The sequence below is a fragment of the Plantibacter sp. CFBP 13570 genome (assembly GCF_014841395.1).
Taxonomy (GTDB): Bacteria; Actinomycetota; Actinomycetes; order Actinomycetales; family Microbacteriaceae; genus Plantibacter; species Plantibacter auratus.
Genome location: NZ_JACYTW010000007.1, coordinates 29,911 through 56,630, shown reverse-complemented (window position 1 = coordinate 56,630; position 26,720 = coordinate 29,911). Strand labels below are relative to the sequence as shown.

Genomic DNA, 26,720 nt, shown 5'->3' with positions numbered 1-26,720 from the left:
ACGTCCGTCGCGCGATGGCGACGAGCGCCGCTGCGGCCCGGTGGTCTCCGCCATGACTCGCTGAAGCATGGTCCCCCTGCGTTGCCTGCATGTGCTCGAACGACGAAAGCCCCCGGGGGTCCGGGGGCTTTCTGTGGTGGGCGATACTGGGATCGAACCAGTGACCTCTTCCGTGTCAGGGAAGCGCGCTACCGCTGCGCCAATCGCCCGGGTGGCGTGTGAGACACGACGCCGGGATGTTGCTGGTGGAACTGTGTTGCTGAGGTGAGGTGGCGACGGGATTCGAACCCGTGTGGACGGCTTTGCAGGCCGCTGCCTAGCCTCTCGGCCACGCCACCATGTGTGACCGAACACACTGCCGAGTAGGGTTCCTGCCGGAACAACACTACTGACACTCGAGCGGATGACGAGATTCGAACTCGCGACCCTCACCTTGGCAAGGTGATGCGCTACCACTGCGCCACATCCGCATTGCCCGCATCACTGCGTGCTCGAACGACTCTAGCCGAAACCGGGACCGATGTTCAAACCGGCGCGCGTACTGGGTCGACAGCGTTGCGGATGTGCGTTCGTCCCCCGGCATCGGCTAGTATCGTGACTCGCGGCTGTTCGGCACCTCTCCGGTGCGGACGACCTGCGGGCGATTGGCGCAGTTGGTAGCGCGCTTCCTTCACACGGAAGAGGTCATCGGTTCGAGTCCGGTATCGCCCACATCACTTGCTCGTCGCCCGATGAGCTCCCTCTCCACGGTGGCGACTCACTCCGCGCGATCAGGCCGTTCCGGCCTGGCGGACCCGGTCCGGTGCGACGACTCCGGGGCATCGCTCGGGAAGAAGTGGCGTTCGACGGGTGCACCGTCCGCGTGGGCCAGCGCTGCAGCGCGGATATCGCGGTCGCGACCGGTCAGACGCTGCGTCTCCTGTCGTCGGAACTCGCCCCATGACGGCACCATGAAGGTCTCCAACTGCACGTCGGACTCTTCGCCACTCCGGTAGAGGGCCCATCTCGAGGCACCGGTCCGGCGACGAGAGGACTCGACACGACCCATGGCTGTCTGGAACGCGGCGAGCGAGTCGGGATGGACCGTGTAGGAGATCTGCACGAGGACCGGCCCGTCGGTCGGCTGCGGCTCGAACACCAGCGTGGGTGTGGGCCAGGACATGGAGATGCTGCGGTCGACGGTTCCGGTTCCGGGGAGCAGGGGCAGCACCCGAACACTGGCCGCCACCAGCAGGAGCAGGACGGCCGAAGCGCTGTACGCGAGCGGCGTGCCGAGTCCCTGCGCCGCCACGCCCCAGCCGATCGAGCCGATGGCCATCGCGCCCATGAAGACGAGGATGTAGATCGAGGCTCCGCGGGACCGCACCCACTGCGGCAGGGTGAGCTGCAGCGCGGCGTTCAGCACCGTGAGGGTGCCGATCCAGGCCAGCCCCGCGAACACGAGCAGCAGCAGGGTCGGCGCGAAGGGCAGAAACGCCGCTGCGAGCGACCCGGCGGCGAAGAGCACCGCACTCCCGGCGATGACGGTGTTGTCGGAGAACCGACGCCGAGCGAGCGGCAGGGCGAAGATGCCCAGCACGGCACCGACACCGAGAGCACCGAGTAGGAGACCGTATCCGCTCGAGTCGAGGTGGAGGCGCTTCGCCGTGAGGGGCAGCAGCGCCCAGAGGGCACTGGCAGGCAGCGCGAAGAGTGCGGAACGCAGCAGGATCCGGCGGACGAGGTGCGCGGAGACGACGTACCGGACCCCCGCTCGCAACGCTGCCCCGAACGGCTCGCGGTCGTCGAGACCGGTCTGCGAGGGTCGCTTCCACCAGACGAGGGCGATCACGGCCACGACGAAGCTCAGCGCGTTGACACCGAACACGACGGGAGCACCGAAGGCCGACAGGACGACACCGGCCAGGGCCGGACCGACCGCACGGGCTCCGTTCACGGTGACACCGCCGAGCGCCGATGACGCCGCGATCAGGTTGCGGGGCACGAGCTCCGGCTGGATCGCCTGCCATGCGGGTGAGGTCAGGGTCGAGGTGATGCCCAGCAGGAAGGTGAAGGCCAGGATCGTCCACGGCGTCAGCGCGCCGACCGCCGCCACGACGGTGAGCGCGGCTGCGAGGACCGCACTCGCCGCCGATCCCCAGATGAGCAGCCGTCGCCGGTCGAGTGAGTCCGCGAGGACGCCTGCTGGCAGGGCGACCAGGATGGCGGGCGCGAGGCTCGCGGTCTGCACGAGGGCGATGAGCGCCGCACCGGCCGCGGCCTCGACCAGGACCCACTGGGCTCCCACGGTCTGCATCCAGGTGCCGATGTTGCTCCCCAGCTGGGCGAACCACAGCACCCTGAAGGCGGTGATCGCCATGGGCGCCCATGCTGACGGTTGCGGCGATCGAACTGCGGTGGGTGACGACATGGTCGAACGATAGGACTCCGTCACGGCCCGGGCATCGTCGGTTTGTCGCAATCATCGAGCTGTGCCACCACCGGCGAGCGGTCGGCGGCCGGCGTCGCTTCATGGAGGATCATCGACTCGTCAAGGTCTGCGGCCGCCGAATCGTGCTGGCTACCGTGGATCCATGGCCATCACGGAACTGATCCTCGTCCGCCACGGTGAGAGCGCCGGGAACGTCGCCGCACTCGAAGCCGATCGCTCGGAATCCCACCGCATCGCCGTTCCGAGCCGTGACGCCGACGTCCCGCTCTCAGCACTCGGGCTCGAGCAGGCGGCTGCGGTGGGGAGACGTCTCGCGGCCCTCACGCCCGCCGACCGGCCGGACATCGTGTTCAGTTCGCCCTATCGGCGAGCGCACGAGACGGCCGTGGTCGCCCTTCGAGCCACAGCGCTCGACGCCGATGAGCTTCGTCCTGTCGTCGACGAGCGGCTGCGTGATCGCGAACTCGGTATCCTCGACACCTTCACCTCGATCGGCGTCGACGCCGAGTTCCCGGAAGAGGCCGCTCGACGACGGTTCCTCGGCAAGTTCTACTATCGACCGCCAGGAGGTGAGGCCTGGACGGACGTGGCCCTCCGCCTCCGCTCGTTCATCGGCGACCTGGACCGGCACACCGACCGCACGCGGGCCCTGGTGGTCTGTCACGACGCCGTCATATCGCTCTTCCGCTACATCTGCGAGGGGTGGGACGAGCGTCGCGTCCTGGAGGAGGCCGCTCTCCGTCCGACGCCGAACGCGTCCTTCACCCACCTCGTCCACGACGGACGGGCGTGGAAGGCGCGAGCGGCGAATGCGACCGCACACCTGCAGCAGGCGCAGGTCCCGGTCACCGAGCACTCGGGGGCGACCGATGTCCGAAGCTGACCCCACCACCGCGGTGCCCGATCGGCACGGCGAGCGTCATTGTCCGGACCACCAGTCGAGGTACGCGCTCGCGGTGTCCGGCAGCGCCGGGCGGAGGCTGCGACCGGCGGGCAGGCGCGTCCGCGAGGGGTCCAGCCAGGCCGCGGCCAACTCGGCGTGCAGCGTCGACGGGTCGTACCGGACCATCGTCTCCGGGCGCAGTTGCTCCATCTCCGCTGCATAGCGCGAGTCGACGACGAGCGGCCGGCGGCCTGCCTCGACCCAGTCGAGCATCGAGCGTGACGCGGAGACATGACCGTGAGCGGCGAGCGGGATGCCAGGAAGCGAGATCTGCGCGGCGAACGCCGCATCGTCGAGATACCCGGTGACTTCGAACGAGACACCGACGGCGCGCGCTTCCGTTTCGAGGGCGAGCACGTCCGCTTCATGCCCGGCCGAGGGGCCACCGATGGCTCGGACGACGACGTCGGCGACCTGGTGACCGGCGGCACGGAGATCCTCCGCCGCACGCGAAGCCGCCTGGATAGCCGACGAATGACCTTTACCTGGGTAGATGAATCCGGCGATGAGGACGGTGAGTGGGCGGGCCGTTCCCGTCAGCGATGCATCGTCGGCCGTGACCGCCGCCGTCCCGATCCGGGAGCCGAGCGGAATGGCGTGCAGAACGGTCGCGGCACTGACGCCGAGGAACTCTTCAGCGAGCGCCTGCTCGTGCCGGCTGTTGACGGCCGTCGCGTGGGCGGCTGCGATGAACCGGGCGTAGGCGGCGATGCGGCGGTCCAGCATCCTGCCGTCCGAGGTCTGCGGGATGTCGTGGAGGGTGACCGTCAACTCGGTGACGTCTGCGAGGCGCTCGACGGCGTCCGCCGCCTCCTCGGGCGACCGGCCGAAGAGGCGGTCGGTGACGTGGACGTGTGCACGGTCCACGCCGTCGAGCAGGTGCACGGCGTCGGACGGGGTCGGGGCGTACACCCGTTCCGCGCGAGGGTCCGTGGCGACCACGGCGTCGGCGACGTCGATCGCGTACTGGACGACGCCGTGGTGCTGTGGGCCGACCATGAGGAGACGGGGTGGGGCTGCGATCACCTGCGTCATGGTGGTGCAGCGGAGGGCCCGCGTCAAGGGTCGCGGGCACTCTCGTCATCGGACCTATGTTCGGAGGACGGCGCCCGTATCGTGCCGACCCGTCCGCGCCTCTCGCGCCCGCATCCGTACAGGGGATCCCGCCATGCAGTCGACCGTGATGTCGCACGCCACCGATCGAGCTGCCGACCCGGCATCTCGTCCGATCCGCGTCGTCTCGATCCCGGCCGCGCACCCCTACGTCGGCCGCATCACCGCCTCGCCCGACATCGACGTGCTGAGCGATCCGCCGGTCGACGGAGCGCCGTCGGGCGTCTGGTGGCCGCCCGCCGCCCTCGATCCGGACTGGATCCACGTCCACGCCGTCGATGCCGACGTGCTGCACATCCACTTCGGGACGGAGTCGTTCCCACCCGGACACGTGACCGCGTGCATCGAGGCAGCGCACCAGGTCGGCTGGTCGGTCGTGTACACGGTGCACGACCTCGAACACCCGCAGCTCGACAACCAGGCCGCCTACGACCGGCAGCTCGACGAGCTCGTCCGTGGAGCAGACGCCCTGATCACCCTGACCCCCGGCGCCGCCGCCGGCATCCGGGAACGTTGGGGCCGCGACGCCGTCGTCATCCCGCACCCGTCGCTCCTGTCGGATGACGTCACGGTTCCGCTCGTCTTGCCGTCGGCGGAGACGCGGGTCGGCGTCCACCTGAAGGACCTGCGCCCCAATGTCGACGCGGTCGGTGCCGTCACCACCCTCATCGACGCGGTCGAACGCCTCCGCCGCCGTGGAGCGGACGTCGTCGCGGAGGTGCGGATGCACCACGTGGTCCGCGATCCGGAGGCCCGCGACGCCGTCCGACGGCTTGTCGGCAGATCGGAAGCGGCGCTCCTCATCGAGCACGAGCGTCTCGACGACCTCGGACTCTCCATCGCACTCAGCCGCCTGGACGTCTGCTTGCTCCCCTACCGGCACGGCACCCACTCGGGTTGGCTCGAACTCTGCTGGGATCTCGGCGTGTCCGTCGCCGTCCCGTCCGGGATCGGTGCGTACCTCGAGCAGCATCCCGACGACACGGTCTCCGCGTACGACCTCGGGGACGGAGCCTCACTCGAGCGTGCCGTCGGCGAGCTCCTCGCAGCGGATGGCGCGACCCGAGCCGGTTCCGCCGATCGGAGCGCTACCGTCGCCGAGCGCCGCGCCCGTCGCGTCGTCGACGACGCCGTCGGTGCAGTAGCCCACGCCGAGCTGTACCGCCGAGTCATCGCCGAGCGCGCCTCGTGACGGCCGGTCCACGACTGCGCGTCGTCGTCATCGCCCCGCTGCGCTTCCCCATCCGTCGTCCACACGCCGGCGGGCTCGAATCCGCCGTGTGGTCGGAGGTCACCGCGCTTCGCGCACGAGGCCACGAGGTGACGTTCATCGGCGTCCGCGGGTCCGACTTCGTCGAGCGCGGCAGCGTCTTCGAACTGCCGGAGTTGCGGTGGCCACGCTGGTCCTCCCCTGATGACGAGCGGTATCCCCCGGACCACGCGACCCGGTCCGTCCCGGCATTGCGTCGCGCTCTCGAAGCGATCGCCGCTCGTCCTGGGCGGTATGACGTCGTGTCGAACCACTGCCTGGACGCGCTCCCGGTGGAACTGGCACCTGAGCTGGGCGTCCCCATGATCACCACCCTGCACACACCGGTCGACGAGGCCGTCGCCGCAGCAGCGAACCGGGCCGGTTCCGACGGCAGCCGGTTCCTGGCGGTGAGCGAGTTCACGAAGCGCACGTGGGCGACGGCCGGTGTCGAGTCCGAGGTGCTCCTGAACGGCATCGATCCGGATGCCTGGCGGGCAGGCCGAGGCGGTGACGACCTCGTGTGGTTCGGACGGGTCGTCGCGGAGAAGGCCCCGCATCTCGCGGTCGACGTCGCCCGCCGACTGGGGCGCCGACTCGTCATCGCCGGTCGCGTGGGCGATCCGGTGTACGCCGAGCGCGTGCTGTCGCCGCTGCTGGGACGTGACGTCCGACATGTCGGGCCGCTCGACCCGACGCGGCTCGCCACGCTCGTGGGGCGGAGCGCGGCAGCGGTCTCGACGCCGGCATGGGCCGAGCCGTTCGGTCTCGTCGCGCCGGAAGCGCTGATGACCGGGACCCCGGTGGTCAGCTTCGCCGTCGGCGGCGTGCCCGAGATCGCCCAGGCGAGCGTCGGGATGCAGGTCGTCGCACCAGGAGACCTGGCGGCCATGGCGGACCGCGTGGACGGGTTGATCCGGCAGTCGGAGCTGGACCGAGGGTTCCGCGCCTCGATCCGGGCATCCGCTCTAGCCCGCTTCTCGCTCGACGCCAGGGTGGGTCGGCTCGAGGAGCACTTCGCCGCGCTCCTCGGCGACTCGCCCGTGCTCGGCTCCGGTCGCGTCGACGAGTTCAGCTCGTGAGGCCCCGCATCGGTTGGTACGTGCATCACCACGGACGGGGACACGTGACGCGTCTGCTCGCCGTCGCACCCCACCTCGACGCCGACATCGTCTGCTTCAGCTCGTTCCCGGCGCCGATGGGACTCCCCTCGAACTGTTCCTGGGTGGTGCTCGACCGGGATGACGACGTGCCGGACGGTGCGTCTCCCCCGGACGACTGCGATCCGACCGCGGAGGGGCTGCTGCACTGGGCGCCGCTCGGTCACGCCGGTCACCGTGCTCGTCTTGCGACCATCGCCGCCGCCCTCGCGCAGCAGCGGATGGACGCGATGGTGGTGGACGTCTCCGTTGAGGTGGTGCTCCTTGCACGCCTGCTCGGCGTTCCCACCGTCGTCATGGCACAGCCTGGCCGTCGCGACGACGAACCGCACGCCCTCGCCTTCCGTGCGGCGTCGACGATCATCGCTCCGTGGCCGCACGGGGTCCTGGACCTCGAGCACCTCCGTCCCGTGCGGGACAAGGTGGTGCACACCGGCGGCATCAGTCGCTTCGAGGGACGCGAGCGGACGGCCGCGGAAGCCGGGCGCAGCGGAGTGCTCCTCCTCGCCGGTGCCGGGGGTTCCGCGGTGTCGCAGGAAGCCGTGGAGGAGGCCGCCTACGCCAGCGGTCGCGACTGGACCTCGCTCGGCACCGGTGCCGGGTCCGTCTGGACCGACGACCCGTGGGACGCCCTCTGCCGGGCGGAGGTGGTGGTGTCGTGGGCCGGTCAGAACGCGGTCGCCGATCTCGCCGCGGCCGGCGTCACGGCCGTCGTGGTCCCACAGGAGCGCCCGTTCGACGAGCAGGTGTCCACCGCCCGTGCCCTCGAAGCGGGCGAGCTGGCGGTCGTGCGGTCGTCCTGGCCCGACGCCGCGGACTGGACGGGCATCCTCGACCGGGCCTCGGAGTTCCACCCCGACTGGTCTCGTTGGCAGGTGGCGGGCGCCGCCCGACGAGCTGCGGAGGCGATCGAGGCGGTCGCGGCCGGCGATCCTGCAGGGGGTGGGCGATGAGGACCTCGATCGTGACCCTGTGCTCGCGCCCACGACTCGGGCACCTCGAACGGCAGCTCGAGGCCGTCGGGGCGTTCATGCCGACGTCGGGCGACGTGGTGGAGCGACTCGTCGTGTGGATCGGTGACGACGCACCACCGGCTCTCGATGCGGAACTGACGGTCCACCTTCCACCGGGGTCCGACGGACTCCGTCTCGCGGCAGGCCGGAACGCCGGTGCAGCGCTCGCCATCGACCGCGGTGCCGACCTCATCGTGTTCCTCGACGCGGACTGCGTCCCCGGGCCGGCCCTGCTCGACCGATACCGTGAGGCGTCCGATCGCCACCCGCGCGCCGTCCTCTGCGGCCCGGTGACCTACCTGCCGCCCGGCGTGGACGTCACCGACCGCCGCGCATTGGCGGCGGCGACGGCACCGCATGCGGCGAGACCGAACCCGGACGACGGCTCGGAGCGCGTCGCCACCGAGGACGAGTACCCGCTGTTCTGGTCGTTGTCGTTCGCGACGAGTGCGTCGACGTGGTCCCGGACCGGAGGCTTCGACGAGGGCTACGAGGGCTACGGCGGCGAGGACACCGACTTCGCGTTCGCCCTGAACGCGGCGGGGACGCCACTCGTGTGGGTCGGAGGCGCCCACGCCTACCACCAGCACCACGAGACGCAGCGCCCGCCCTGGCAGCACTTCGACGACATCCTCCGCAACGGCGCGCGGTTCGCCGACCGGTGGGGAACCTGGCCGATGACCGGTTGGCTGGAGGCGTTCGCTGAGGCCGGCGCCGTGCGGCGGGCGGGTGACGACTGGGTCCGCGTTCAGTCGACCACCCCGAGCCGTCTGTCGATCGCGACCACCAGCGTGGTGGCGACGGGGTCCGGCGCGTAACGGTCGACCGGGCAGTGCCGTCTCGTCGGCCGCCGCCCGGGGCATCACTCGTCAGCGACGAAGCGAGCCCGGTGAACCGGTGCGCAGTCGTGTGCCGCGCTGGAGCCACCGGACGGCGGGCAGCTCCTCCGGCCAGTGCACACGCAGGGTGGTCCAGCCCCGACGCATCCGGAGTGCGAGTGAACCGGCATCGGTGAACGGGCGCATCGAGATCCCCATCCCGAGCGACCGGTCGTAGCGCACGCGTCGGTGGAGACCCAGATGGGCCGAGACGTCCAGATCGTCGTGCAGTTCCGCATCCTCGCGGTGCACCGCCTCGGCGATCTGGTCCCACGTCGTGCGCCGGATCGCACAGTTGGATCCGAAGATCGGGACCTGGGCGAGGGCGGCTCCGACGAAGAGCCGGTACGCCCCGAGGTAGAGGCCGGCGAGCGGTGCACGGAGCAGGCGCGGACCGTCGATGAAGACGGCGGGGCCGGTGAGTGCCGCAAGCTCCGGATCCGTCGCGAACGCCTCGGCGATCCTGGTCACCCAGTCCGGTGGCGGCACGCAGTCCGCGTCGAGTCTCGCCACGACCGTCGCGGTCGCGTGGTCGAAGCCCGCTGCGTTCGCCGCGGGGATGCCGGGCATCGGCTCATCGATGAGGACCGCGTCGTACCGCTCGGCGATGGCCGCGACCTCGGCGCGATCGCGGCTGCCGTTGTCGACGACGATGATGGATGCGGGTCCGGTGTGCTGCGCGCGCAGCGAGCGCAGACAGCGTCGGAGGAGTGCGGCGTCGTCCTTCACCGGAACGACCACGTCCACGGTCGTGAGCGGGTGGGCCGCGGTCTCGAGCGTCTCGACCGTCATGCGTCCCGTCCGTCCGCCAGCAGCTGCGCCTCCGCGAACACCCGCGGGTGGGCGAGGATCCGGAAGTGTCCGCCGGTGTCGAGTTCCACGTTCTTGGCGCCGTCGAGTCGGCTGCCGCCCGGGATGTGCGGATCGAAGCGCCCGTAGACGGAGACGATCCTCGGATTGACGGTCGCCTCTCGGGAGAGCGCGAGGATCGTCGGGTCGTCGGGGGTGAAGATGCGCAGGCTCGGGAGGAGCATGAGCCTCGCGTACCGCGATCCGGCGAACGGCGCCGCGACGGCGAGCATCCCGGAGATCCGGGCTCCGCCGCCGCCGAGCGACATGACGTACTTGCCGACGAGCCCGCCCTTGCTGTGCGCGAGGAGGACGACGTCGCCGAGCCCATTCGCCTCGAGGTAGTCGGCGACGAGTCGTGCCGCCACCGGGACCGAGCGGTCGTTGCGTCCGAGCGGGTCGATCACGTGTACCGGGTGTCCGTCGTCGTGGAGTCGGCGGATGAGCGGCTCGAGGAACCGCCAGGTCTCGTAGACGCCCGGGAGGACGACGATCGGTGACCGGTCGCCGGACAGGAAGTCGTGCGGGTCGGTCCGGCTGACGAAGGCCCGGACCTGCCAGACGAGTGCGTAGGCGTAGTCGCGCGCCCACCAACCGAGCGTCCGCAGCGCCGAACGGATCACCGGCGATCACCGTTCGCGCGGCTCAACCGTCTCCCCGCAGGACCTCGGGGCATCGCTCTGTTCCCATGTCCTCACCGTAACCGGACCACCCGGCCTGACCCTGGACCTTGACAGCGGCCGGACCGGGCCCGGGCGGATCGGGACCGTCGACGCCCGGCGTGGCTCACCACGGGTGCGGTGCGCTGATAATCTGGCAGCTGCGGTGGCCTCGGGGTGTTCGTGTGCCCGGACGATCGAGGAGTGCAGTGGGAGAGATCGACGGAGAGTTCGGCCGCGTCCGGGACGCGCTGGAGCGTCCTGCGATCCGGCTGCTGAGCCGGCCGACGGCACCCGCGGTGGTCGCGATCTTCCGCACCACGTTCGGCCGCGACGTCCAGTTCGTCGCAGCGGACCGCTTCCATCTGCAGGTCGAGGAGTACCTCGGCGAACTCGCGGCACGCGGTGCGCGGATCCCGGCCGGCGGTGATGAACGCGGCGGCGGACGGACGCTCTGCCGGGAGTGGGTCCACGACCAGTGGCTCGTCCGGACCAGCACCGACGACGGCGAGGAGCAGTACTCGCTCACCTCGCACGCGCTTGAAGCGGTCTCGCTAGTCGACGGCCTCGCACACGACCGTGCCCTCATCAGTGAGTCACGCCTGACCATGATCCTCGACTCGGTGCGCCGATGGGCGCTGCAGGCCGACCCGGACCGTGACGAGCATCTGCGTCGCATCGACGCGCAGCTCGCCGATCTCCAGGCGGAACGCGAACGGGTCGCGGCCGGCGGCATCGTCGTGGCGGCGAGCGACGACCGGATGCAGGACGGCTACGCGAACATCGCCGACCTCATCCGTCAGCTCCCGAGCGACTTCCGCCGGGTCGAGGAGTCGGTCATCGCGATGCACCGGCGGATCGTCGAGGACTTCCGGAACGACACCCGTCCGATCGGCGAGATCCTCGACGACTACCTCCGGCGCACCGACGAGCTGATGACGGCGACGGCCGAGGGTCGGGCCTTCGAGGGCGCTTTCGAACTCCTCCGCAACGACGATCTGCTGCAGGACCTCAAGCGCGACCTCTCCACGATCCTCGACCACCCCTTCTCGGCCAGGCTCGGGCCCGCGGAGCTCCGTGGCTTCCGGGGTGCCGTCGGCATCATCCGACAGGGGATCGACGACGTCCTCGCGCAGCGTCGGCGGCTCACCGCGACGCTCCGCGACCACATCGTGCATCACGACGTCGTGCAGGACCGCGAACTCGACACGACCCTGCGAGCACTGAACCAGCGCCTCGGCATCTGGATGCGGACCGCCGGACCACGCGCGACCGTCGACCTGCCGCTCCTCCCCGAGACCATCGACATCGAGCACCTGCGCGAGCGGTTCTACGATCCGGACGTCGAGGTCGCTCCGCCGCCGATCGCGACGTCCGTCGAACGGACCGACGGCGCGGCGATGTCGCTCGACACCCTCCGGTCGCAGGGCGGTCCGCTGCTCGACGAGCTCCGGGTCGGACTCCTCGATGCGGTGACCTCCGGTGCCGAGGACGCCCATGCGGCGTTCTCCGGGCTCGATCCGGAACTCCGACGTCCGGTGGAGCTCTTCGGCCTCGTCCACCTCATGACCCAGCTGGGCACGTATGACGAGCAGGCACCACGCCGTCGCTACGAGACGGTCCGTCCGGACGGGACGACCACCGCGTTCGAACTCCCGGCCTTCCCGCTCGGTGAGGCCGGTGTCGCGGCGCTGATGCGGGCCACGACGACCACGACCACTGCTCCGGCCGACCAGGCCCGGCGCGGAACGGAATGACATGACCTCCGAGACGGATCCCACCGTGACGGCGACGACCGACCCGATGTCGGACGACCTGACGACGGACGGCCTCGACGCCGTCGCACCCGCCGAGGCGCCGGTCGCCGGCCCGGATGACGACTCCTTCGCCCTCTTCGAAGGGGACGAGGGACGTCTCGATGCCGCTCAACGTCGTGCGCTGGTCGCTCTGCTGAAGCACCGCTACGTCAGCCCCGCGCTCCAGCCTGCCGAGTGGCGGACGGTCCTCGAGTCCGAGTCGCTGCTCCGGTCCCGCCTCAACGAGCTGTTCCTGGAGCTCGAGGTGGACCGCTCGGCCGAGGTCGCCTTCAAGCGCCAGGCGGGCTCGGAGAGCGGGCGGCGTCCCTTCCCTACCCTGCTGCACGACACCAGCTACAGCCGCGAGGAGACGATCCTGCTCGTCTACCTGCGGACGCGTCTCCGGACCGAACTGGCCAACGGTGCACGGGCCGCGATCGTCGAACACGACGAGCTCCTCGGCTTCGTCGCGAGCTTCCGGCCCGAGCACGCCACCGACCGCGCCCGCGACGACGGACGCGTCGAGCGCGCGATCGACAAGCTGCTGACCGCGCGCGTCCTGCTGCGGACCAAGGACGCCCGCCGCCACCGGATCGCGTCGGTGGTGGAGACGCTGCTCCCCCTCGAGCGCCTCCAGGAACTCCTGGAGTGGCTCGAAACGCAGACCGCAGCGGTCGATCCGGCGTCCGAACAGCCGCGAACCGATGCCGACGCGGACTCGGACGACGAGCCCGACGGCACCGCAGTCGAGTCGCAGGACTCCCCCGACGACCAGACCCAGCCACCAGCAGCAGAGGACGACCGATGAGCCGCTCCACGGACACCGACACCCTGCTGGACCTCGTCGAGCAGTGGCGCATCGAACGGATGCAGGTCATCAACTGGGGTGGGTTCGACGGGTACCGATCGGTCGACTTCGCCTCCCGCGCGACGCTCATCTCCGGCGCCTCCGGAACCGGGAAGAGCTCGCTCATGGACGCGTATCTCGCGGTCATGATGCCGTCGGACGTGCCGTTCAACGGAGCCTCCAACGACGCGGCGGTCGGACGGGCGCGGAATCCCGACCAGCGCAACCTGCTCACGTATCTCCGCGGCAAGGTCGACTCGGCACGGGACCCGCAGACCGGGGCGATGCGCGACATCAACCTGCGCGGCACGGATCAGCTCACCTGGGGTGCCGTGGCGGTGACGTTCCTCAACGACGACGACCGTCGCTTCACCGTCGTGCGCGCCTACCTCGTCCCCCGACGTGCGCTGCGCACCGGTGACCTGTCGATGACCATGGCGACCGTCGACGGGCCGTTCGAGCTCACGGATCTCGAGGCGTTCGTGCCGAAGCGGTTCGACGCCGGTGAGCTCCAGGGTCGCATCCCCGGATTCGTCGTCCGCGACACCTACGCGGAGCTGTCCTACACGCTGCACACCCGTCTCGGCATCGGTGCCGGTGGCGACGGTGGTCGGGCGATGCGTCTGCTGGCCCGGATCCAGGCGGGCCAGCACCTGCCGACGGTCGACGGCCTGTACAAGTCGATGGTGCTGGAGCGTCCGAGCACGTACGACGCGGCCGACCGGGCGCTGTCGCACTTCGAAGCGCTCGACGAGGCGTACCTCGCGATGGAGACCGAGAGCCGCAAGGCTCGAGTGCTCGAGCGGCTCGGTGAGCTGCGTCGCGAGTACGAGGACGGGCACCGGGCGGCGGCCGACCTCGAGCGCCTCGGCTTCACCGAGGACGGCACGACCCCGTTCACCGTCTGGCGCAGTCGCGCACACGAGGCTCTGCTCGATGAAGCGGTCTCCCGGAATCGGCGGGAGAAGCTCGAGGCCGGGGCCACGTTGGAGGCGGCGCGGGCACGAGCCGCTGCGGCGGGTGTCCGCGTCCGTGAACTCGAGCGGCAGGTGTCGGAGCAGGGCGGGAGCGCGCTGCGGCGTGCCGAGGAACGCCGTGAGGCCGCGGAGGCGACGCACGCCGAGGTGGCACGAGCCAGGTCGCTGTTCGACGAGCGCACCGAGGTCCTCGACGATCCGATCGAGGACGAAGACTCGTTCCGGCGTGCGCTCGGCCGCAGCGAGGACTTCCTCGCCGACGACGACACCGCGCTCGACGCCATCGAGACCGATCGCGCCCAGCTGCATCGCGAAGCGTTCCCTCTCGAGGAGCGCAACACCGAGCTCCGCCGTGAGCTGCAATCGCTTCGCGGCCGTGACGGCGCGGTCCCCGATCGACTCCACCGGGCGAGGCTCGCCCTCGCCGAGGCGGCCGGACTCGACCCGGAACAGCTGCCGTTCGTGGCCGAGCTCATCGACGTCGCTCCCGCGTATGCCGCCTGGCGTCCCGCGATCGAGGTCACCCTGCACGGTCTCGCGAGGACCGTCCTCGTCGACGAGGAACACCTCGACGCGTTCGGCCGCGCGATCGACGCCGTCCGGATCCCGGTCCGCCTGCAGTTCGAAGGTGTTCCGCTGCATGAGCCGTCCTCCCCGGAAGCGGGTGACCCCGCGTTCATCTCCGGCCGCGTCACATACCGCACCTCCCCGTTCAGCACGTGGATCGAGCAGCGCGTCACCTCGGACCGGATCGACGCGCGGTGTGTGGAGACACCGTCGGAACTCTCGGGTGGCGGGCGCCGCGTGACCGTGAACGGCCAGCTGCGTGACGGCCGCCGCGGCTCCCACGGCGACACGGGCGGCGCACCGATCCTCGGCTTCACCAATGAGGCACGCATCGCGTCGATCGAGGCGGAGACGGCCGAGATCCGTGGGCGCCTCGAGCTCATCGCCGGTCGACAGGCCGGCATCCAGCAGCGGCTGTCGCGTCGTGAGGCCGAGCGGGCCGCCCACCGGTACCGACTCGACACCGAGTGGGCCAGGATCGACGTCGCCGGAGCTGCGGCGCATCGTGACGCCGCCGCGGCCGAGCTGGAGCGTCTGCTCGACGCCAGTGACGTCCTGCAGGAGCTCCAGGGCTCGGTGGCGGCCGCCCAACGTGAACTCGACGCCGCCAACGCCGAGCGGTTCCCGGCCGAGGATCGTGTCAGACGCCTCGACGAAGAGCACGGGGTGCTCGTCGATCAGCAGGACGCGGCGACGACGGTCATCGACCGCTTCGAGCGCTCCGAGGTGGAGGAGGTCTCCCCCGCCGACGTCGACCGGATCGAAGCCGCCCTCGCAGCGGTGGGCGGCGTGCCGTCACTCGGCGGGTTCGGCGATGCGATGAAGCGGCTCCGCACCCGGCTCGGTGACGAGTTGTCCTCGGCCGTCCGCCAAGCGGAGCAGGCCGCGCTCGCACAGGTGCACGTGTTCGAGCAGTACCAGTCGATCTGGCACGACCCCAACCTCGGCACGACGCTCGATTCCTACGGCGACTACCGGGCGATCCTTGACGGCATCCTCGGTACCGGTCTCCCCGAGCGCCGTCAGGAGTGGCGCCGTCGGTTGTCCCAGTGGAGCGGCGAGGACCTGGTCCCCCTCAGCAGCGCGTTCGACAGCGCCGTCGAGGAGATCGAGGACCGCCTGGTCCCGGTCAACGACATCCTGCGCGACCTGCCGTTCGGACCAGCGCACGATCGTCTGAAGATCGTCCTCCGCCGGGTGCATCGCGAGGAGGCCTCCGCCTTCCGGCGCGAGCTTCGGGCGCTGTCGAGCGAAGTCACCGCGAACCTCGACGACGACGAGTTGGAGGCCCGCTTCCAGCGGCTCCGCCGGTTCATGGAGTCGATGCGCGACACGGGTGCCGGGTCCCAGTCGACCCGCGACCAGGTGCTCGACGTGCGCCGTCACGTCGAGATCACCGCCGTGCGCTACGACACGTCTGGGCAGGACGTCAGCGTCTACTCCTCGCTCGGCGACAAGAGCGGTGGCGAGACCCAGGAGCTCGTCGCGTTCATCGTCGGCGCTGCCCTGCGCTACCAGCTCGGCGACGAGGACCGCCCGCGTCCGAGGTTCGCACCGGTGCTGCTCGACGAGGGCTTCATCAAGGCGGACTCGGAGTTCGCCGGCCGTGCGGTGGTCGCCTGGCTGCGGCTCGGCTTCCAGCTCGTGATCGGGGCCCCACTCGACAAGGTGACGGCGCTCGAGCCCTACATGGACCGTCTCCTGTCGATCCGGAAGGATCCGGAGACCCGACACGCCTGGGTCGCCGAGATCGAGCGGTCGGCTCCGGTCGAGCCGCTCGAACGCGTCGGATAGGCAGGAGACCCGCCGACCCGCCACCATGCGCGGTGACCGATCCCTCCGGGTGCGGCGCTGAGCTAGGTTGCTGGGATGAGCGACGACAACGGTGGTGGAGCTTCCGGTCAGCCTGTGCGCGCGACGGGGCAGGCTGAGGCGCGACCGTCGCACCAGTCGGGTGTGCGCCCGAGCGCGGTGCTCCTCGACTTCCACAACACGTTGGCGGTCGTCCGGTCGGTGGACGAGTGGATCGACGAAGCGAGCGACCTGCTCGCGAGTGGGCCTGCACCGGGGGCGATCCCACGTGAGCGGATCCGAAACGTGTGGGTTGAAGCCAGGCGGCTGTTCCCGGCTCTGGACTGGGACCTCGACCCCACCGCGCATCGGCACGCCTTCGTCTCGACCCTGAGCCATGACGACGCGATACCGATCGACGTCGCCGAAGCGCTGTACGCGGTGATGCCGAACCAATGGGTGTTGAACGCAGGCGCATCCGACTTCATCGCCCGAGCATCAGCAGCGGGGACGCGTCTCGGGATCGTCTCGAACATCGCGCTGGACATCCGCCCCGCGCTCGAACGATGGGGTATCGCCACTGCATTCGACGCGGTGATCCTGTCCTACGAGGTCGGCTATGTGAAACCCGATCCGCGGATCTTCCGACTGGCCGCGGACGCCCTCGGCGTCGATCCGACGGACTGCCTCATGATCGGCGACTCAGCGCACGACGATGTCGGCGTTGCCGCCTTGGGGATGCCGTGCCTGATCGTGCCCCCGGACGGGACGTGGCGAGCGTTCGCCCTGGCGAGCCCGTAGCGAACGGCCCAGGCGAGCGCTGACACGGACGCGCTACGACGGCTCTTTCGACTTCGGTAGCGCGCACACCGCCGCGAGAACGCAGAGCAGTGCGATGACCGGCATGCCGAACGTCAGCGCCGTGGCGAGCCCTGCGCTGGTCGCGACAACGCCGATTGCGACGGCACCGACAGCTTGAGCGATGTAGACCGTCAGGTACATCGTCGACAGAGCACCTGCCCGCTGTTTCTCCGGAGCTGCTGCCGAGACGAGTGAGAATCCTGCGGAGACGAGTGAGAATCCTGCGGAGAACATCAGCCCGTATCCGAATCCGCTCACCACGCTGGCCAGTAGGAAGATCGGGAACGAGTGGTGCGCAGCCGCCGGGAGCAGGAGGACGGACCCGACAGCGGCCGCCGCGCCACCGATCAGACTCGCCGTTCGAACCCGTATCCGGTTCGCGACGAACGCGGCCGGAACCCCTGCAAGTGGCCAACTCGCGAGCGCCAGACTCGTGACGAACGCGTTCTGTGAGCCGACGAGTTCCTTCGCGATCTGGGCCCCGAGCGCCAAGAAGACACCGCCCATCACGAACGCGCTCAGCACTGTTCCAGTGCCGATGACGAAGGAGCGTCTACCCGCCACGGGGACATGGGGCCGCGTGGGCCGCCACGGTGCACGGACCGTCTCGCGTTCGGGCAGGAACCAGAGCAGCACCAGCGTCACGATGACGACGACGAGCAGTAGCGCGAAGGGCGCCCGCGCCGGGGCTGCACTGAATTGCACGAGTGCGCCACCCGCCATGATCGCCACCGTGGCACCGATCGATGTCGCGGCGGTGTTGACCGCACTCGCTCTGGCGGGACGCGCGGACACGTTGAAGTCGGTCAGGGCCGCGGCGGCCGCGCTCAGTCCGATACCCACACCGATGCCCTGTGCAGCACGGCCGACGAACAGCCACGGCAGCTCTCCCGCGATGAGGAACACGAGCGTGCCGAGGGCTACGACGCTCATACCGCCCAGGAGGACGCTTCGTCGTCCAAGCGCATCGGAGAGGGTGCCGCCGACCGTGAGAGCCAAGACGAGCGCAAGCGGGTACGTGGCGAAGAGGGCGGTCGTCAGCGCGGGGGTAGCGCCCCACTCGTCGACGTAGATCGGATAGACCATCGCGGGCGACCCACTCCCCCACAAGGACAGGCCGAGGACCGCCGCGACCACGATGAACGCTGTCCGGCTCGACAGACGGGCCGGTTCTCGTGACGACATGCAGCCAGCTTGCTGGGTGACAGGGGTATCGGCCTAGGAATTCTGCCGAACAGCGATAATGCACGAGCTCGGATCTCGTCCCTGAGCCGAGTACCGGTCCATTTCCACCCGCCTGGTGAGACAGCACTGCGGCGATTGTCCTGTCACATCGTCATCATCGGTGTCGCCTTGACATCCCCCAGAATCGAACATATGTTCGAATCATGTCCGATCGCCCCGCTGCCCCGCCGATCCGCATCGGCGAGGCCGAGTGGATCGTGATGCGGGAGGTGCCCGACCGGCCGGCCGGTCTCGTGAAGTACTTCGCTCCGAGCGGCGCACCGGCCTACTTCCGCTGCGTCACCTGGGCTCCGCGTTCAGAGGACCGCCGATTGATCGGTCGGTTCGCGACGCTCGCCGAGGCGGAGCGTGCCGTGCCGGGTGGACGCCGGTCCGCTGCACCGGCCACCCCGAGCTCCGCGGACGCCTGGGAGCACGGGCAGGTGCCGTGGGACGCCGCGCCGCGACGGAGCGACCGGTACGCCTGAGCGACCGGTCGCAGGTCGGTCAGCGCCACCCGTACCGCGAACGGAGCCCAGTGGCGACCCGGGCGAAGCGATCACGCGGGACCTGAGCCGCCTCCCGCCGCATCCCGTCGGGGTGCACGCGGAAGACGCGGTCGAGGTTCGCCCAACTCGGACGGCCGGCACTGTCCCATCCGCCGGTGCCGAGCGGCACGAACTCACCGTCCTGCGAATGATCCTTGCTCGTCAGCTGCACCGCCAGCACCCAGCCTCCGGTCGAGCGCGCCACGATGAGCACCGGACGGTCCTTGCCACGTCCGTCGCGCTCCTCGTACGGCACCCAGGTCCAGACGATCTCGCCGGGATCGGGATCGCCGTCGACGGCCGGGGCGTAGTCGATGGACACGGCGCCGACCGCCCGCGGATCGACCTCGACCGTCGCCGTCCGGCCTGAGCGTCCGGGTGAAGCGGCGGTGGTGGTCGGTGGCGTCGCGAGGCCGGCGGTGCGCACCGCACTGGAGGCGGCGCGAGTGGAGGGGCCCAGGAGTGCGTTCGCGACGCGGCGGATGATCGAGGTGAAGGTTGACACGCCGTCACCCTATCGTCCGCGGCGCCCACCGCAGGGAACGCCGAACGGGCGCCGTCCTGGTGGACGACGCCCGTTCGGCGAAGCAGAGGCGATCGAGGTCAGTCGACGAGGGCGTACCCCTCTTCGCCGTGCACGGAGGTGTCGACGCCGGCGATCTCGTCCTCGTTCTTGACGCGGAAGCCGATCGTCTTCTCGATCGCGAAGCCGATGACGAAGGCCACGATGAAGGAGTAGATGAGGACGGCGAAGGCGGCGATGGCCTGGACCGCGAGCTGCTCGATGCCGCCGCCGACGAAGAGGCCGGTCTCGGTCGCGAAGAAGCCGAGGTACAGGGTGCCGATGAGGCCACCGACGAGGTGGATGCCCACGACGTCGAGGGAGTCGTCGAAGCCGAGCTTGAACTTCAGCTCGACGGCGATGGCGCAGACGGCGCCGGCCACGATGCCGAGGAGCAGCGCCCAACCCGGGGTCAGGTTCGCGCACGCCGGGGTGATGGCGACGAGACCAGCGACGGCACCGGAGGCGGCGCCCACCGAGGTCGCCTTGCCGTCCTTGAACTTCTCGACGACGATCCAGCCGATGATGGCGGCCGCGGTGGCCCCGACGGTGTTGACGACGATGAGTCCGACGTTCGCGAGCTCGTTCAGCCACTCGGCGCCGGCGTTGAAGCCGAACCAGCCGAACCACAGGATGGCGGCTCCGAGGAGGGTGAGCGGCACGTTGTGCGGCTTCGTGATGCCCTTCTGGAAACCGATGCGCTTTCCGAGGACCAGGGCGAGGGCGAGGGCTGCGGCTCCGGCGTTGATGTGCACCGCGGTTCCACCCGCGTAGTCGATGACGCCGATGCCTGCATCCTCACCGAAGAGCGTGGTGCCGAGGTTCATGATCCAGCCGCCGCCCCAGACCCATGCGGCGATCGGGAAGTACGCGATGGTCGCGAAAAGGCCGGCGAAGATCATCCAGGAGCCGAACTTCGCGCGGTCGGCGATGGCGCCGGAGATCAGCGCGATCGTGATGATCGCGAAGGTGGCGCCATAGGTCGCTCCCACGAGGTCGGTGTTCGCGGTCTCGCCGCTCGCGAGTGCGGTCATCCCGAAGTCGGAGAACGGGTTGCCCGCGAACTCCAGCGGGCTGCCGACGGCCGACATGTTGAAGCCGTAGAGGATCCACAGCACGCTGATGAGGCCCAGTGCGCCGAAGCTCATCATCATCATGCTGACGACGCTCTTCGCCTTCACGAGGCCGCCGTAGAAGAATGCGACGCCGGGGGTCATGAACAGCACCAGAGCGGTTGCCGTGACTCCCCAAGCGATACTGCCTGTATCCATTGGATCTTCCTCACACATCGTGGTCTTGCAACGGGTGCCCGAGATGGTGAGGACTGGCTGAGCTCGGCCTCGCCGTCCGACTCGGTACAGCGACCAGTCTGGGGAACGGAGGTTTCCGCACGACTGTCAGCGTGTTTCCGACGTGTTACGCGAGTGCCGCTCAGGTAAACAGCGTGTTTCGTGACCAGGTGGGGCCGATCAGTCCATCGAGGTGAGGGCGATCATGCGCGACATCGCGCGCAGGTACTTCTTGCGGTATCCACCGTTGAGCATGTCGCCACCGAACACCTCGTCGAGGGCCGTGCCGGTCGTGACCACGGGGATCTGTGCGTCGTACACCCGGTCGATGAACGCGACGAGCCGGAGCGCCTGGCCCTGGTCGGTCAACTCGTGGACGTCGCGGAGCGCGATCAGGTCGACGCCGTCGAGCAGTCCGATGAATCGTGAGGGGTGGACGGCGGCGAGGTGGGTGATGAGACCGTCGAAGGTGTCGACCGTGACGTCACGGTCGGCGGCCGCCGCCTCCGCGGTGCGGGCGTCGAACCGCTCCTCGGAGCTCACCACGGCGTGTCCCTCGATGCTGCGGCGGCGGTAGTCGGTGCCGTCGATGCGGAGGGTCTCGAAGTTGGCGCTCATGGCCTGGATCTCGCGGAGGAAGTCGGCTGCGGCGAAGCGGCCCTCCCCCAGGGCGTTCGGCGGCGTGTTGGAGGTCGCCGCGATCCTCGTCCCAGTCGCGACGAGTTCCCCGAGCAGTCGGGTCATGACCATCGTGTCGCCCGGGTCGTCGAGCTCGAACTCGTCGATGCAGATGAGCGTCGCGCCCGTCAGCTGCGCGACCGCCGCCGCGTAGCCGAGCGCACCGACGAGGGCCGTGTACTCGATGAAGGTGCCGAAGTACTTCTTCCGACCGGGAGCGTCGTGCCAGAGCGCGGCCAGGAGGTGGGTCTTGCCGACGCCGAAGCCACCGTCCAGGTAGATGCCCGGCTTGGCCGCCGGCGCCTTGGACTTCCGCCGGCCGAAGAAGCCGCCGCCGCCGCCGGCCTGAGGCGCGAAGAAGCCGCGGAGCTTCTCGACCGCGGCCGCCTGGCCCGGGAAGTCGGGATCCGGACGGTACGAGTCGAAGCTCGCCTGCTCGAACTGCCGGGGCGGCGTCAGGCTCGCGACGATCTCGGCGCCACTGACCGTGGGGACACGGTCGGTGAGGCTGCGGAATCCGGTCGGGACGGAAGGCGTGGTCACGGCAAACCTCTGGCTCTGCATGGGTGCTGGGTTACGGCGTCTGACGCATCGGTGCGGTTCGGTGGTGCGGACGGCGTACTGTCGAAGGGACAGGCTTCCAGCCTAGATGCACGACACCCGAGCCCCACCGCAGCCAGCTGCACGACCGGAGGTACCCATGACCGTCGACGCCGATTCGACCTCGACCAAGTTCACCGCCTACGCCCACCCCGAGCGCCTCGTCACGGCGGAGTGGCTTGAAGCGCACCTGGGTGAACCCGGTCTCGTCGTCGTCGAGTCCGATGAGGACGTCCTCCTCTACGAGACCGGCCACATCCCCGGCTCGGTGAAGGTCGACTGGCACACCGACCTCAACGACCCGGTCGAGCGCGACTACATCGACGGAGCCGCGTTCGCCGCGCTGCTCGGGTCCAAGGGGATCTCGCGAGACGACACCGTCGTCATCTACGGCGACAAGAACAACTGGTGGGCCGCCTACGCCCTGTGGGTCTTCAGCCTCTTCGGACACGAGGACGTCCGGCTGCTCGACGGTGGACGCGACAAGTGGATCGCGGACGGCCGGGCGATCACCCGCGAAGCCACGGAGCGCGACGCCGTCGAGTACCCCGTGGTGGAGCGCGACGACACGGCCCTCCGCGCCTACAAGGACGACGTGCTCGCCCACCTCGGCAAGCCGCTCATCGACGTCCGCTCCCCCGAGGAGTACAGCGGTGAACGCACCACGGCGCCCGCCTACCCCGAAGAGGGTGCGCTCCGCGCCGGTCACATCCCGAGTGCACAGAGCGTCCCGTGGGGTAAGGCGGTCGCCGAGGACGGCACCTTCCGGCCGGCCGAGGAGCTGGACGCGATCTACCGCGACGGCGCGGGCCTCGCCGAGGGAGACGAGGTGATCGCCTACTGCCGCATCGGCGAGCGGTCGAGTCACACGTGGTTCGTCCTGCAGCACCTGCTCGGGTTCGACAACGTCCGCAACTACGACGGGTCCTGGACGGAATGGGGCAGCGCCGTGCGCGTGCCGATCGTCCAGGGCGCCGAGCCGGGCGAAGCACCGACGCGCTGAGCTCATCCACCCACCGCCCTTCCGCACGGCTGCACTGTGCGGGAGGGCGGTCCGCTGTTCCCGGCTGCGATACTGGAGTGACCATGACCGATTCCCTCCTCGCCCCGAACCTCGCCGAGATCCGAGATGAGTTCCTCGCCGTCGAGGAACGCTCACGGCTGCAGCTGCTCCTCGAATTCAGCGACGAGCTGCCGGACCTCCCGGAGCGCTACCGCGACCACCCCGATCTCATGGAGCGGGTGCTCGAGTGCCAGGCGCCCGTGTTCTTCTTCGTCGAGATCGACGAGGACGGCATCGTGCACCTGTTCGCCACGGCTCCCGAGGAAGCGCCGACCACTCGTGGGTTCGCGAGCATCCTCGTCCAGGGGCTCGCCGGACTCACCGTCGACGAGGTGCTCGCCGTCCCCGACGACTTCCCGCAGATGATCGGACTCTCCCGGGCGGTGTCGCCACTGCGGCTGCGTGGGATGTCGGCGCTGCTCGGCCGGACGAAGCGCCGCCTCCGCGAACTCGCCTGAGTCGTCGGCCCGTCGGTCAGTGCCCGGGCGGTAGCGGCACGAGCTCGTCGAGCCAGTCCGAGACCGCGGCGGTCCAACGCTCCGGGTCGTAGTTCCAGAGCTTCGTGTGACGGGCGACGGTGAACGGGACGAACGTCACGATGTCCGGTCGTGCGAGGGCGAGCGCCCGCGACGGCCCCGCCGGGACGTAACCGTCGTCGTCACTGTGCATCAGCAGGATCGGCAAGGCGAGGTCGGCGGCGTTGGCGACGTAGTCGAGCCGACCGAGATCGATGCTCGTCGCCTGCCCGGTCAGGAGGCGTCCCCACCGGCGGCTGATGGCGAGCAGGGCGACCCGACCGACCACGCTGGGGATCCGGTTCTCGCGGGCCTGGTGCTGCAGGACGTCCACCCAGTCGATGACCGGCGAATCGAGCGCGACGGCGCGGAGGAGTTCGGGGTGCGTCGTCCGCCGTGAGGCCTGGAGCACGATCGCTCCGCCCATGGACCAGCCCATGAGCACGACGTCGGCGGCGCCCTGTTCACGCACCCAGCCGATCGCGGCGTCCACGTCGCGCCACTCCTCGTCGCCGAGCGCGTAGCGGAAGTCCAGCGCGGGCGGAGCGTCGCCGTCGTTGCGGTAGGAGACGAGCAGGCACGAGTACCCGGCGTTGCGGAAGCTCGGCACCGCTCGGAGCGCTTCGGATCGCGTGGTCCCCCGGCCGTGCACCAGGACGGCCCAGCGGGTGGACGGTCCGTCCTCCGGGTGGATCGCCCACGCCGGCGCCGGCCCGAGCGGGGTCGGTACGAGCACGTCCTCGTGCGCGAGGCCCAGCTCCTCCGGGCGGCGGAAGAACCACCCGCTGAACTCGGCCTCCTGGCCGACGCGGAGTGCGTCGACGTCGCCGCCGAGGAGCGTCCGGACCACGGTGTGCTGCCGCACCTCGAGGATGTCGCCCAGCTGCACGTAGGCGGCCCGTCTCGTCACCCAGCTGCCGTAGCGGCCGGGGACGATTGTGTCCGGGGACGCGACGAGTTCGACCGTCCCGCCGGCACGGTCCAACCCGACGATGCGAGCCTCACTCGGGCGGTCCCGAGCCGGGACCACCACCTTGCGGGCGATGGTCGCGACGACGGCGAGCCCGAGGGCGCCGACGGCGGCAGCGGCTCCGCCGGCGATGACGATCGCATCCGTCGCCGAACCCCGCCGTCGGATGCCGGTGCTCGCCGCTCCTCGACCGCCTGCCTGCGACCCGGGTCCGCGTCTCCGCCCGGCGTGCCTCTGCCCATTCATCGGGATGTAACTCTAGTCTTCAGTCGTGGTAGAGAGTCCGACGACGGCAAAGGTTCCCGAAGAGTTCGCCCGAGCGGTGGACGCTGTTCGCGCTGCAGCCGTCCGGCCCGATCTGAGAGTCACGGAGATCCCCGCGCCGAGCAATCTCGCGCCGTTCGCCATCGCCCTCGCGGCCGACGTCTCACCGAGTCGCCACGATGCCGACTCCGACCTCGGTACGGGGCGGTTCGTCCTCCTCTACGACCCGGACGGCTCTGACGCCTGGGGTGGACGCTTCCGCGTCGTCTGCTTCGCCCAGGCGCCCCTGGAGACCGAGATCGGACTCGACCCGTTCCTGGCCGAGGTCGCCTGGTCCTGGCTCGTGGACGCCCTCGACACCCGTGGCGCCTCCTACCAGGCGGCGTCCGGCACCGCGACGAAGATCATCTCGAGTGGTTTCGGGGAGCTCGCCCGGCAGGGCGACGGCGCACAGATCGAGCTCCGAGCGTCCTGGACACCGCTGGAGAGCGACGTCGCGGCGCACGTGGAAGGATGGGGAGAGCTGCTGTGCATGCTCGCCGGCTTGCCTCCGACCACCGAAGGGGTCTCCCTGTTGTCCGTCAAACGAGCTCACCGTGAGTGACGCGGCGCCCGAATCAGCACCGCTCCTCCCCCCGCCCGCGCCCACCGCACCACGGGTCGTCACCGACACCCGCGAGGCCTACCTCGCCTCACTCGAGGTGCTCGCCGCGGGTCACGGACCGTTCGCGCTCGACGCCGAACGCGCGTCGGGCTACCGGTACTCCCAGCGGGCCTACCTCATCCAGGTCTACCGTCGCGGTGCCGGGGTCTTCCTCTACGACCCGCCCGCCATCGGCTCCATGGCCGAACTCGGTGCCCTGATCCAGGGTGAGCGGTCGATCCTGCACGCGGCCAGCCAGGACCTCGCCTGTCTCCGCGAAGTGGGCATCGATCCGAGCGAGCTCTTCGACACCGAGCTGGGGGCCCGTCTGCTCGGGCTGCCGCGTGTCGGGCTCGGCGCCGTGGTCGAGGAACTGTTGGGCATCCATCTGGCGAAGGAGCACTCCGCCGCCGACTGGTCGACCCGGCCGCTCCCCGCCTCCTGGCTCGAATACGCGGCGCTCGACGTCGAACTGCTCGTCGACGCCGCGGAGGAGCTGGCAGCCCGCATCGAGGATGCCGGGAAGAGCGACATCGCGCGCCAGGAGTTCCAGGCGACGCTGGCCCGGGAGGCGAAGGCACCCCGCGCCGAGCCCTGGCGCCGCCTCTCCGGACTCCACGCCGTGCGCGGACAACGCAACCTCGCCGTCGCTCGCGAGCTCTGGGTCGCGCGTGACGAACTCGCGCAGCGCCGCGACACCGCCCCCGGGCGGCTCATCCCCGACGCCTCGATCACCGCGGCCGCGAAGGCCAACCCCAGCTCGAAGCGCGACCTCGCAGCGCTCTCGGACTTCCGTGGGCGCGCGAGCCGCACCGAACTCGACCTCTGGTGGAACGCGATCCACACCGGCCAGACCACCGAGGACCTCCCCGGTGCCCGACCAGCGAGCGACACGCTGCCACCCCCGCGCAGCTGGTCCGACAAGAATCCGGACGCGCACGCCAGGTACACCGCGGCACGGACGAAGATCCTCGCGACGGCGGAGTTCCTGACGATGCCGGTCGAGAACCTGCTCACGCCGGAGACGCTGCGCCGACTGGCCTGGACGCCGCCCGAACCACTCACCGTCGAGACGGTCGCCGCGGCACTCGCCGAGCACGAGGCACGCCCCTGGCAGATCGACGCGACCGCCCGGGCGATCACCGACGCCTTTGTCGAGTCGGCCCAATCCCCGGTGGAGCCTGACCCGGACGCTTCGTAGGAAGCGCTGCACCCGGGTGTCCACCCGTG

At 70.1% G+C, this 26,720-nt stretch carries 23 protein-coding genes and 4 tRNA genes; 15 read left to right on the top strand and 12 right to left on the bottom strand.

Annotated elements, in window-relative coordinates; genetic code table 11:
* Positions 1 to 134: 134 nt before the first annotated feature.
* From IFT89_RS04245 to IFT89_RS04235, 3 genes are all read right to left on the bottom strand, one after another.
* Positions 135 to 209 (bottom strand) — tRNA-Val (locus IFT89_RS04245).
* A gap of 58 nt (positions 210 to 267) precedes the next feature.
* Positions 268 to 338, bottom strand: a tRNA-Cys gene (locus tag IFT89_RS04240).
* Between the two features lie 60 nt (positions 339 to 398).
* A tRNA-Gly gene (locus IFT89_RS04235) sits at positions 399 to 470 on the bottom strand.
* A gap of 168 nt (positions 471 to 638) precedes the next feature.
* On the opposite strand from IFT89_RS04235, the gene IFT89_RS04230 reads away from it, so the two are divergent.
* Positions 639 to 711 (top strand) — tRNA-Val (locus IFT89_RS04230).
* Between the two features lie 46 nt (positions 712 to 757).
* On the opposite strand, the gene IFT89_RS04225 is transcribed toward IFT89_RS04230, so the two are convergent.
* The gene (locus IFT89_RS04225) at positions 758 to 2,410 is read right to left on the bottom strand and encodes an MFS transporter (protein ID WP_202938326.1); all 1,653 of its coding nucleotides are present in this window, start codon (positions 2,408 to 2,410) and stop codon (positions 758 to 760) included.
* Positions 2,411 to 2,573: 163 nt separating this feature from the next.
* On the opposite strand from IFT89_RS04225, the gene IFT89_RS04220 reads away from it, so the two are divergent.
* The gene (locus tag IFT89_RS04220) at positions 2,574 to 3,314 is read left to right on the top strand and encodes a histidine phosphatase family protein (RefSeq protein WP_202938325.1); all 741 of its coding nucleotides are present in this window, start codon (positions 2,574 to 2,576) and stop codon (positions 3,312 to 3,314) included.
* Between the two features lie 36 nt (positions 3,315 to 3,350).
* Here IFT89_RS04220 and IFT89_RS04215 read toward each other — a convergent pair whose 3' ends face one another.
* On the bottom strand, positions 3,351 to 4,409 hold the full coding sequence (locus IFT89_RS04215) for a hypothetical protein (protein ID WP_213014164.1): 1,059 nt from the start codon (positions 4,407 to 4,409) through the stop codon (positions 3,351 to 3,353).
* 133 nt (positions 4,410 to 4,542) lie between these two features.
* Here IFT89_RS04215 and IFT89_RS04210 point away from each other — a divergent pair, with 133 nt between their 5' ends.
* The 4 genes from IFT89_RS04210 to IFT89_RS04195 are packed head-to-tail and all read left to right on the top strand — an operon-like array spanning position 4,543 to position 8,727.
* Positions 4,543 to 5,679 carry a glycosyltransferase gene (locus IFT89_RS04210; RefSeq protein ID WP_202938324.1) on the top strand — a complete coding sequence of 379 codons (1,137 nt, stop codon included), beginning with the start codon at positions 4,543 to 4,545 and terminating at the stop codon, positions 5,677 to 5,679.
* Positions 5,676 to 6,818, top strand: coding sequence for a glycosyltransferase (locus IFT89_RS04205; RefSeq protein ID WP_202938323.1), 1,143 nt, complete (start codon positions 5,676 to 5,678; stop codon positions 6,816 to 6,818). The genes IFT89_RS04210 and IFT89_RS04205 overlap by 4 nt, the downstream gene beginning before the upstream one ends.
* Positions 6,819 to 6,862: 44 nt before the next feature.
* Positions 6,863 to 7,849, top strand: a complete 987-nt coding sequence (locus IFT89_RS04200) for a glycosyltransferase (protein ID WP_307783426.1) — start codon at positions 6,863 to 6,865, stop codon at positions 7,847 to 7,849.
* A complete protein-coding gene (locus IFT89_RS04195) occupies positions 7,846 to 8,727 on the top strand; it encodes a glycosyltransferase family 2 protein (protein ID WP_119863543.1) in 882 nt (293 codons plus the stop codon). The genes IFT89_RS04200 and IFT89_RS04195 overlap by 4 nt, the downstream gene beginning before the upstream one ends.
* Positions 8,728 to 8,778: 51 nt before the next feature.
* Here the strand turns inward: IFT89_RS04195 and IFT89_RS04190 are convergent, their stop codons facing one another.
* Both IFT89_RS04190 and IFT89_RS04185 read right to left on the bottom strand, forming a co-directional pair.
* Positions 8,779 to 9,579: a glycosyltransferase family A protein gene (locus IFT89_RS04190; protein ID WP_202938321.1), complete on the bottom strand. Its 801-nt coding sequence runs from the start codon at positions 9,577 to 9,579 to the stop codon at positions 8,779 to 8,781.
* Complete coding sequence (locus IFT89_RS04185) at positions 9,576 to 10,256, bottom strand: esterase/lipase family protein (protein ID WP_086473784.1); 681 nt, start codon at positions 10,254 to 10,256, stop codon at positions 9,576 to 9,578. The genes IFT89_RS04190 and IFT89_RS04185 overlap by 4 nt, the downstream gene beginning before the upstream one ends.
* Positions 10,257 to 10,504: 248 nt before the next feature.
* Between IFT89_RS04185 and IFT89_RS04180 the strand changes: the two genes are divergently transcribed.
* The 4 genes from IFT89_RS04180 (at position 10,505) to IFT89_RS04165 (ending at position 17,074) form a co-directional block, all read left to right on the top strand.
* Positions 10,505 to 12,052, top strand: a complete 1,548-nt coding sequence (locus IFT89_RS04180) for a DUF3375 domain-containing protein (protein WP_202938320.1) — start codon at positions 10,505 to 10,507, stop codon at positions 12,050 to 12,052.
* 1 nt (position 12,053) lies between these two features.
* The gene (locus tag IFT89_RS04175) at positions 12,054 to 12,899 is read left to right on the top strand and encodes a DUF4194 domain-containing protein (protein WP_202938319.1); all 846 of its coding nucleotides are present in this window, start codon (positions 12,054 to 12,056) and stop codon (positions 12,897 to 12,899) included.
* On the top strand, positions 12,896 to 16,276 hold the full coding sequence (locus IFT89_RS04170) for an ATP-binding protein (RefSeq protein ID WP_202938318.1): 3,381 nt from the start codon (positions 12,896 to 12,898) through the stop codon (positions 16,274 to 16,276). Before IFT89_RS04175 ends, IFT89_RS04170 begins: the two co-directional genes overlap by 4 nt.
* Positions 16,277 to 16,351: 75 nt before the next feature.
* Complete coding sequence (locus tag IFT89_RS04165) at positions 16,352 to 17,074, top strand: HAD family hydrolase (RefSeq protein ID WP_202938317.1); 723 nt, start codon at positions 16,352 to 16,354, stop codon at positions 17,072 to 17,074.
* 33 nt (positions 17,075 to 17,107) lie between these two features.
* Here the strand turns inward: IFT89_RS04165 and IFT89_RS04160 are convergent, their stop codons facing one another.
* Positions 17,108 to 18,319 (bottom strand): MFS transporter, encoded by a 1,212-nt coding sequence (locus IFT89_RS04160; protein WP_202938316.1) that lies wholly within the window; start codon positions 18,317 to 18,319, stop codon positions 17,108 to 17,110.
* A gap of 203 nt (positions 18,320 to 18,522) precedes the next feature.
* On the opposite strand from IFT89_RS04160, the gene IFT89_RS04155 reads away from it, so the two are divergent.
* On the top strand, positions 18,523 to 18,846 hold the full coding sequence (locus IFT89_RS04155; RefSeq protein WP_086473317.1) for a hypothetical protein: 324 nt from the start codon (positions 18,523 to 18,525) through the stop codon (positions 18,844 to 18,846).
* Between the two features lie 19 nt (positions 18,847 to 18,865).
* On the opposite strand, the gene IFT89_RS04150 is transcribed toward IFT89_RS04155, so the two are convergent.
* The 3 genes from IFT89_RS04150 to zapE form a co-directional block, all read right to left on the bottom strand.
* A complete protein-coding gene (locus tag IFT89_RS04150; RefSeq protein ID WP_229938858.1) occupies positions 18,866 to 19,411 on the bottom strand; it encodes a type II toxin-antitoxin system PemK/MazF family toxin in 546 nt (181 codons plus the stop codon).
* 98 nt (positions 19,412 to 19,509) lie between these two features.
* The gene (locus IFT89_RS04145) at positions 19,510 to 20,739 is read right to left on the bottom strand and encodes an ammonium transporter (RefSeq protein ID WP_085510852.1); all 1,230 of its coding nucleotides are present in this window, start codon (positions 20,737 to 20,739) and stop codon (positions 19,510 to 19,512) included.
* A 198-nt stretch (positions 20,740 to 20,937) separates the two neighbouring features.
* A complete protein-coding gene (zapE, locus tag IFT89_RS04140; protein WP_138947040.1) occupies positions 20,938 to 21,999 on the bottom strand; it encodes a cell division protein ZapE in 1,062 nt (353 codons plus the stop codon).
* Between the two features lie 136 nt (positions 22,000 to 22,135).
* Here zapE and IFT89_RS04135 point away from each other — a divergent pair, with 136 nt between their 5' ends.
* Both IFT89_RS04135 and IFT89_RS04130 read left to right on the top strand, forming a co-directional pair.
* Positions 22,136 to 23,038, top strand: a complete 903-nt coding sequence (locus IFT89_RS04135) for a sulfurtransferase (RefSeq protein WP_202938315.1) — start codon at positions 22,136 to 22,138, stop codon at positions 23,036 to 23,038.
* Positions 23,039 to 23,121: 83 nt separating this feature from the next.
* Positions 23,122 to 23,556, top strand: coding sequence for a SufE family protein (locus IFT89_RS04130; RefSeq protein WP_194600744.1), 435 nt, complete (start codon positions 23,122 to 23,124; stop codon positions 23,554 to 23,556).
* Positions 23,557 to 23,572: 16 nt separating this feature from the next.
* Here IFT89_RS04130 and IFT89_RS04125 read toward each other — a convergent pair whose 3' ends face one another.
* The gene (locus IFT89_RS04125) at positions 23,573 to 24,829 is read right to left on the bottom strand and encodes an alpha/beta hydrolase family protein (protein ID WP_079705892.1); all 1,257 of its coding nucleotides are present in this window, start codon (positions 24,827 to 24,829) and stop codon (positions 23,573 to 23,575) included.
* Between the two features lie 25 nt (positions 24,830 to 24,854).
* Here IFT89_RS04125 and IFT89_RS04120 point away from each other — a divergent pair, with 25 nt between their 5' ends.
* Entirely contained in the window at positions 24,855 to 25,451 is a 597-nt protein-coding gene (locus IFT89_RS04120) for a DUF3000 domain-containing protein (protein ID WP_079002473.1), read from the top strand.
* Complete coding sequence (locus IFT89_RS04115; protein ID WP_192017970.1) at positions 25,444 to 26,691, top strand: HRDC domain-containing protein; 1,248 nt, start codon at positions 25,444 to 25,446, stop codon at positions 26,689 to 26,691. The genes IFT89_RS04120 and IFT89_RS04115 overlap by 8 nt, the downstream gene beginning before the upstream one ends.
* Positions 26,692 to 26,720: the final 29 nt, after the last annotated feature.

What these genes read in the sequence shown, in the direction of transcription:
- IFT89_RS04170 (WP_202938318.1), top strand. Translation starts at nt 12,896, where the DNA reads ATGAGCCGCTCCACGGACACCGACACCCTGCTGGACCTCGTCGAGCAG.
- IFT89_RS04155 (WP_086473317.1), top strand. Translation starts at nt 18,523, where the DNA reads ATGTCCGATCGCCCCGCTGCCCCGCCGATCCGCATCGGCGAGGCCGAG.
- IFT89_RS04145 (WP_085510852.1), bottom strand. Translation starts at nt 20,739, where the DNA reads ATGGATACAGGCAGTATCGCTTGGGGAGTCACGGCAACCGCTCTGGTG.
- IFT89_RS04130 (WP_194600744.1), top strand. Translation starts at nt 23,122, where the DNA reads ATGACCGATTCCCTCCTCGCCCCGAACCTCGCCGAGATCCGAGATGAG.
- IFT89_RS04225 (WP_202938326.1), bottom strand. Translation starts at nt 2,410, where the DNA reads ATGTCGTCACCCACCGCAGTTCGATCGCCGCAACCGTCAGCATGGGCG.
- IFT89_RS04175 (WP_202938319.1), top strand. Translation starts at nt 12,054, where the DNA reads ATGACCTCCGAGACGGATCCCACCGTGACGGCGACGACCGACCCGATG.
- IFT89_RS04195 (WP_119863543.1), top strand. Translation starts at nt 7,846, where the DNA reads ATGAGGACCTCGATCGTGACCCTGTGCTCGCGCCCACGACTCGGGCAC.
- IFT89_RS04125 (WP_079705892.1), bottom strand. Translation starts at nt 24,829, where the DNA reads ATGAATGGGCAGAGGCACGCCGGGCGGAGACGCGGACCCGGGTCGCAG.
- IFT89_RS04135 (WP_202938315.1), top strand. Translation starts at nt 22,136, where the DNA reads ATGACCGTCGACGCCGATTCGACCTCGACCAAGTTCACCGCCTACGCC.
- IFT89_RS04190 (WP_202938321.1), bottom strand. Translation starts at nt 9,579, where the DNA reads ATGACGGTCGAGACGCTCGAGACCGCGGCCCACCCGCTCACGACCGTG.
- IFT89_RS04215 (WP_213014164.1), bottom strand. Translation starts at nt 4,409, where the DNA reads ATGACGCAGGTGATCGCAGCCCCACCCCGTCTCCTCATGGTCGGCCCA.
- IFT89_RS04210 (WP_202938324.1), top strand. Translation starts at nt 4,543, where the DNA reads ATGCAGTCGACCGTGATGTCGCACGCCACCGATCGAGCTGCCGACCCG.
- IFT89_RS04165 (WP_202938317.1), top strand. Translation starts at nt 16,352, where the DNA reads ATGAGCGACGACAACGGTGGTGGAGCTTCCGGTCAGCCTGTGCGCGCG.
- zapE (WP_138947040.1), bottom strand. Translation starts at nt 21,999, where the DNA reads ATGCAGAGCCAGAGGTTTGCCGTGACCACGCCTTCCGTCCCGACCGGA.
- IFT89_RS04220 (WP_202938325.1), top strand. Translation starts at nt 2,574, where the DNA reads ATGGCCATCACGGAACTGATCCTCGTCCGCCACGGTGAGAGCGCCGGG.
- IFT89_RS04160 (WP_202938316.1), bottom strand. Translation starts at nt 18,319, where the DNA reads ATGTCGTCACGAGAACCGGCCCGTCTGTCGAGCCGGACAGCGTTCATC.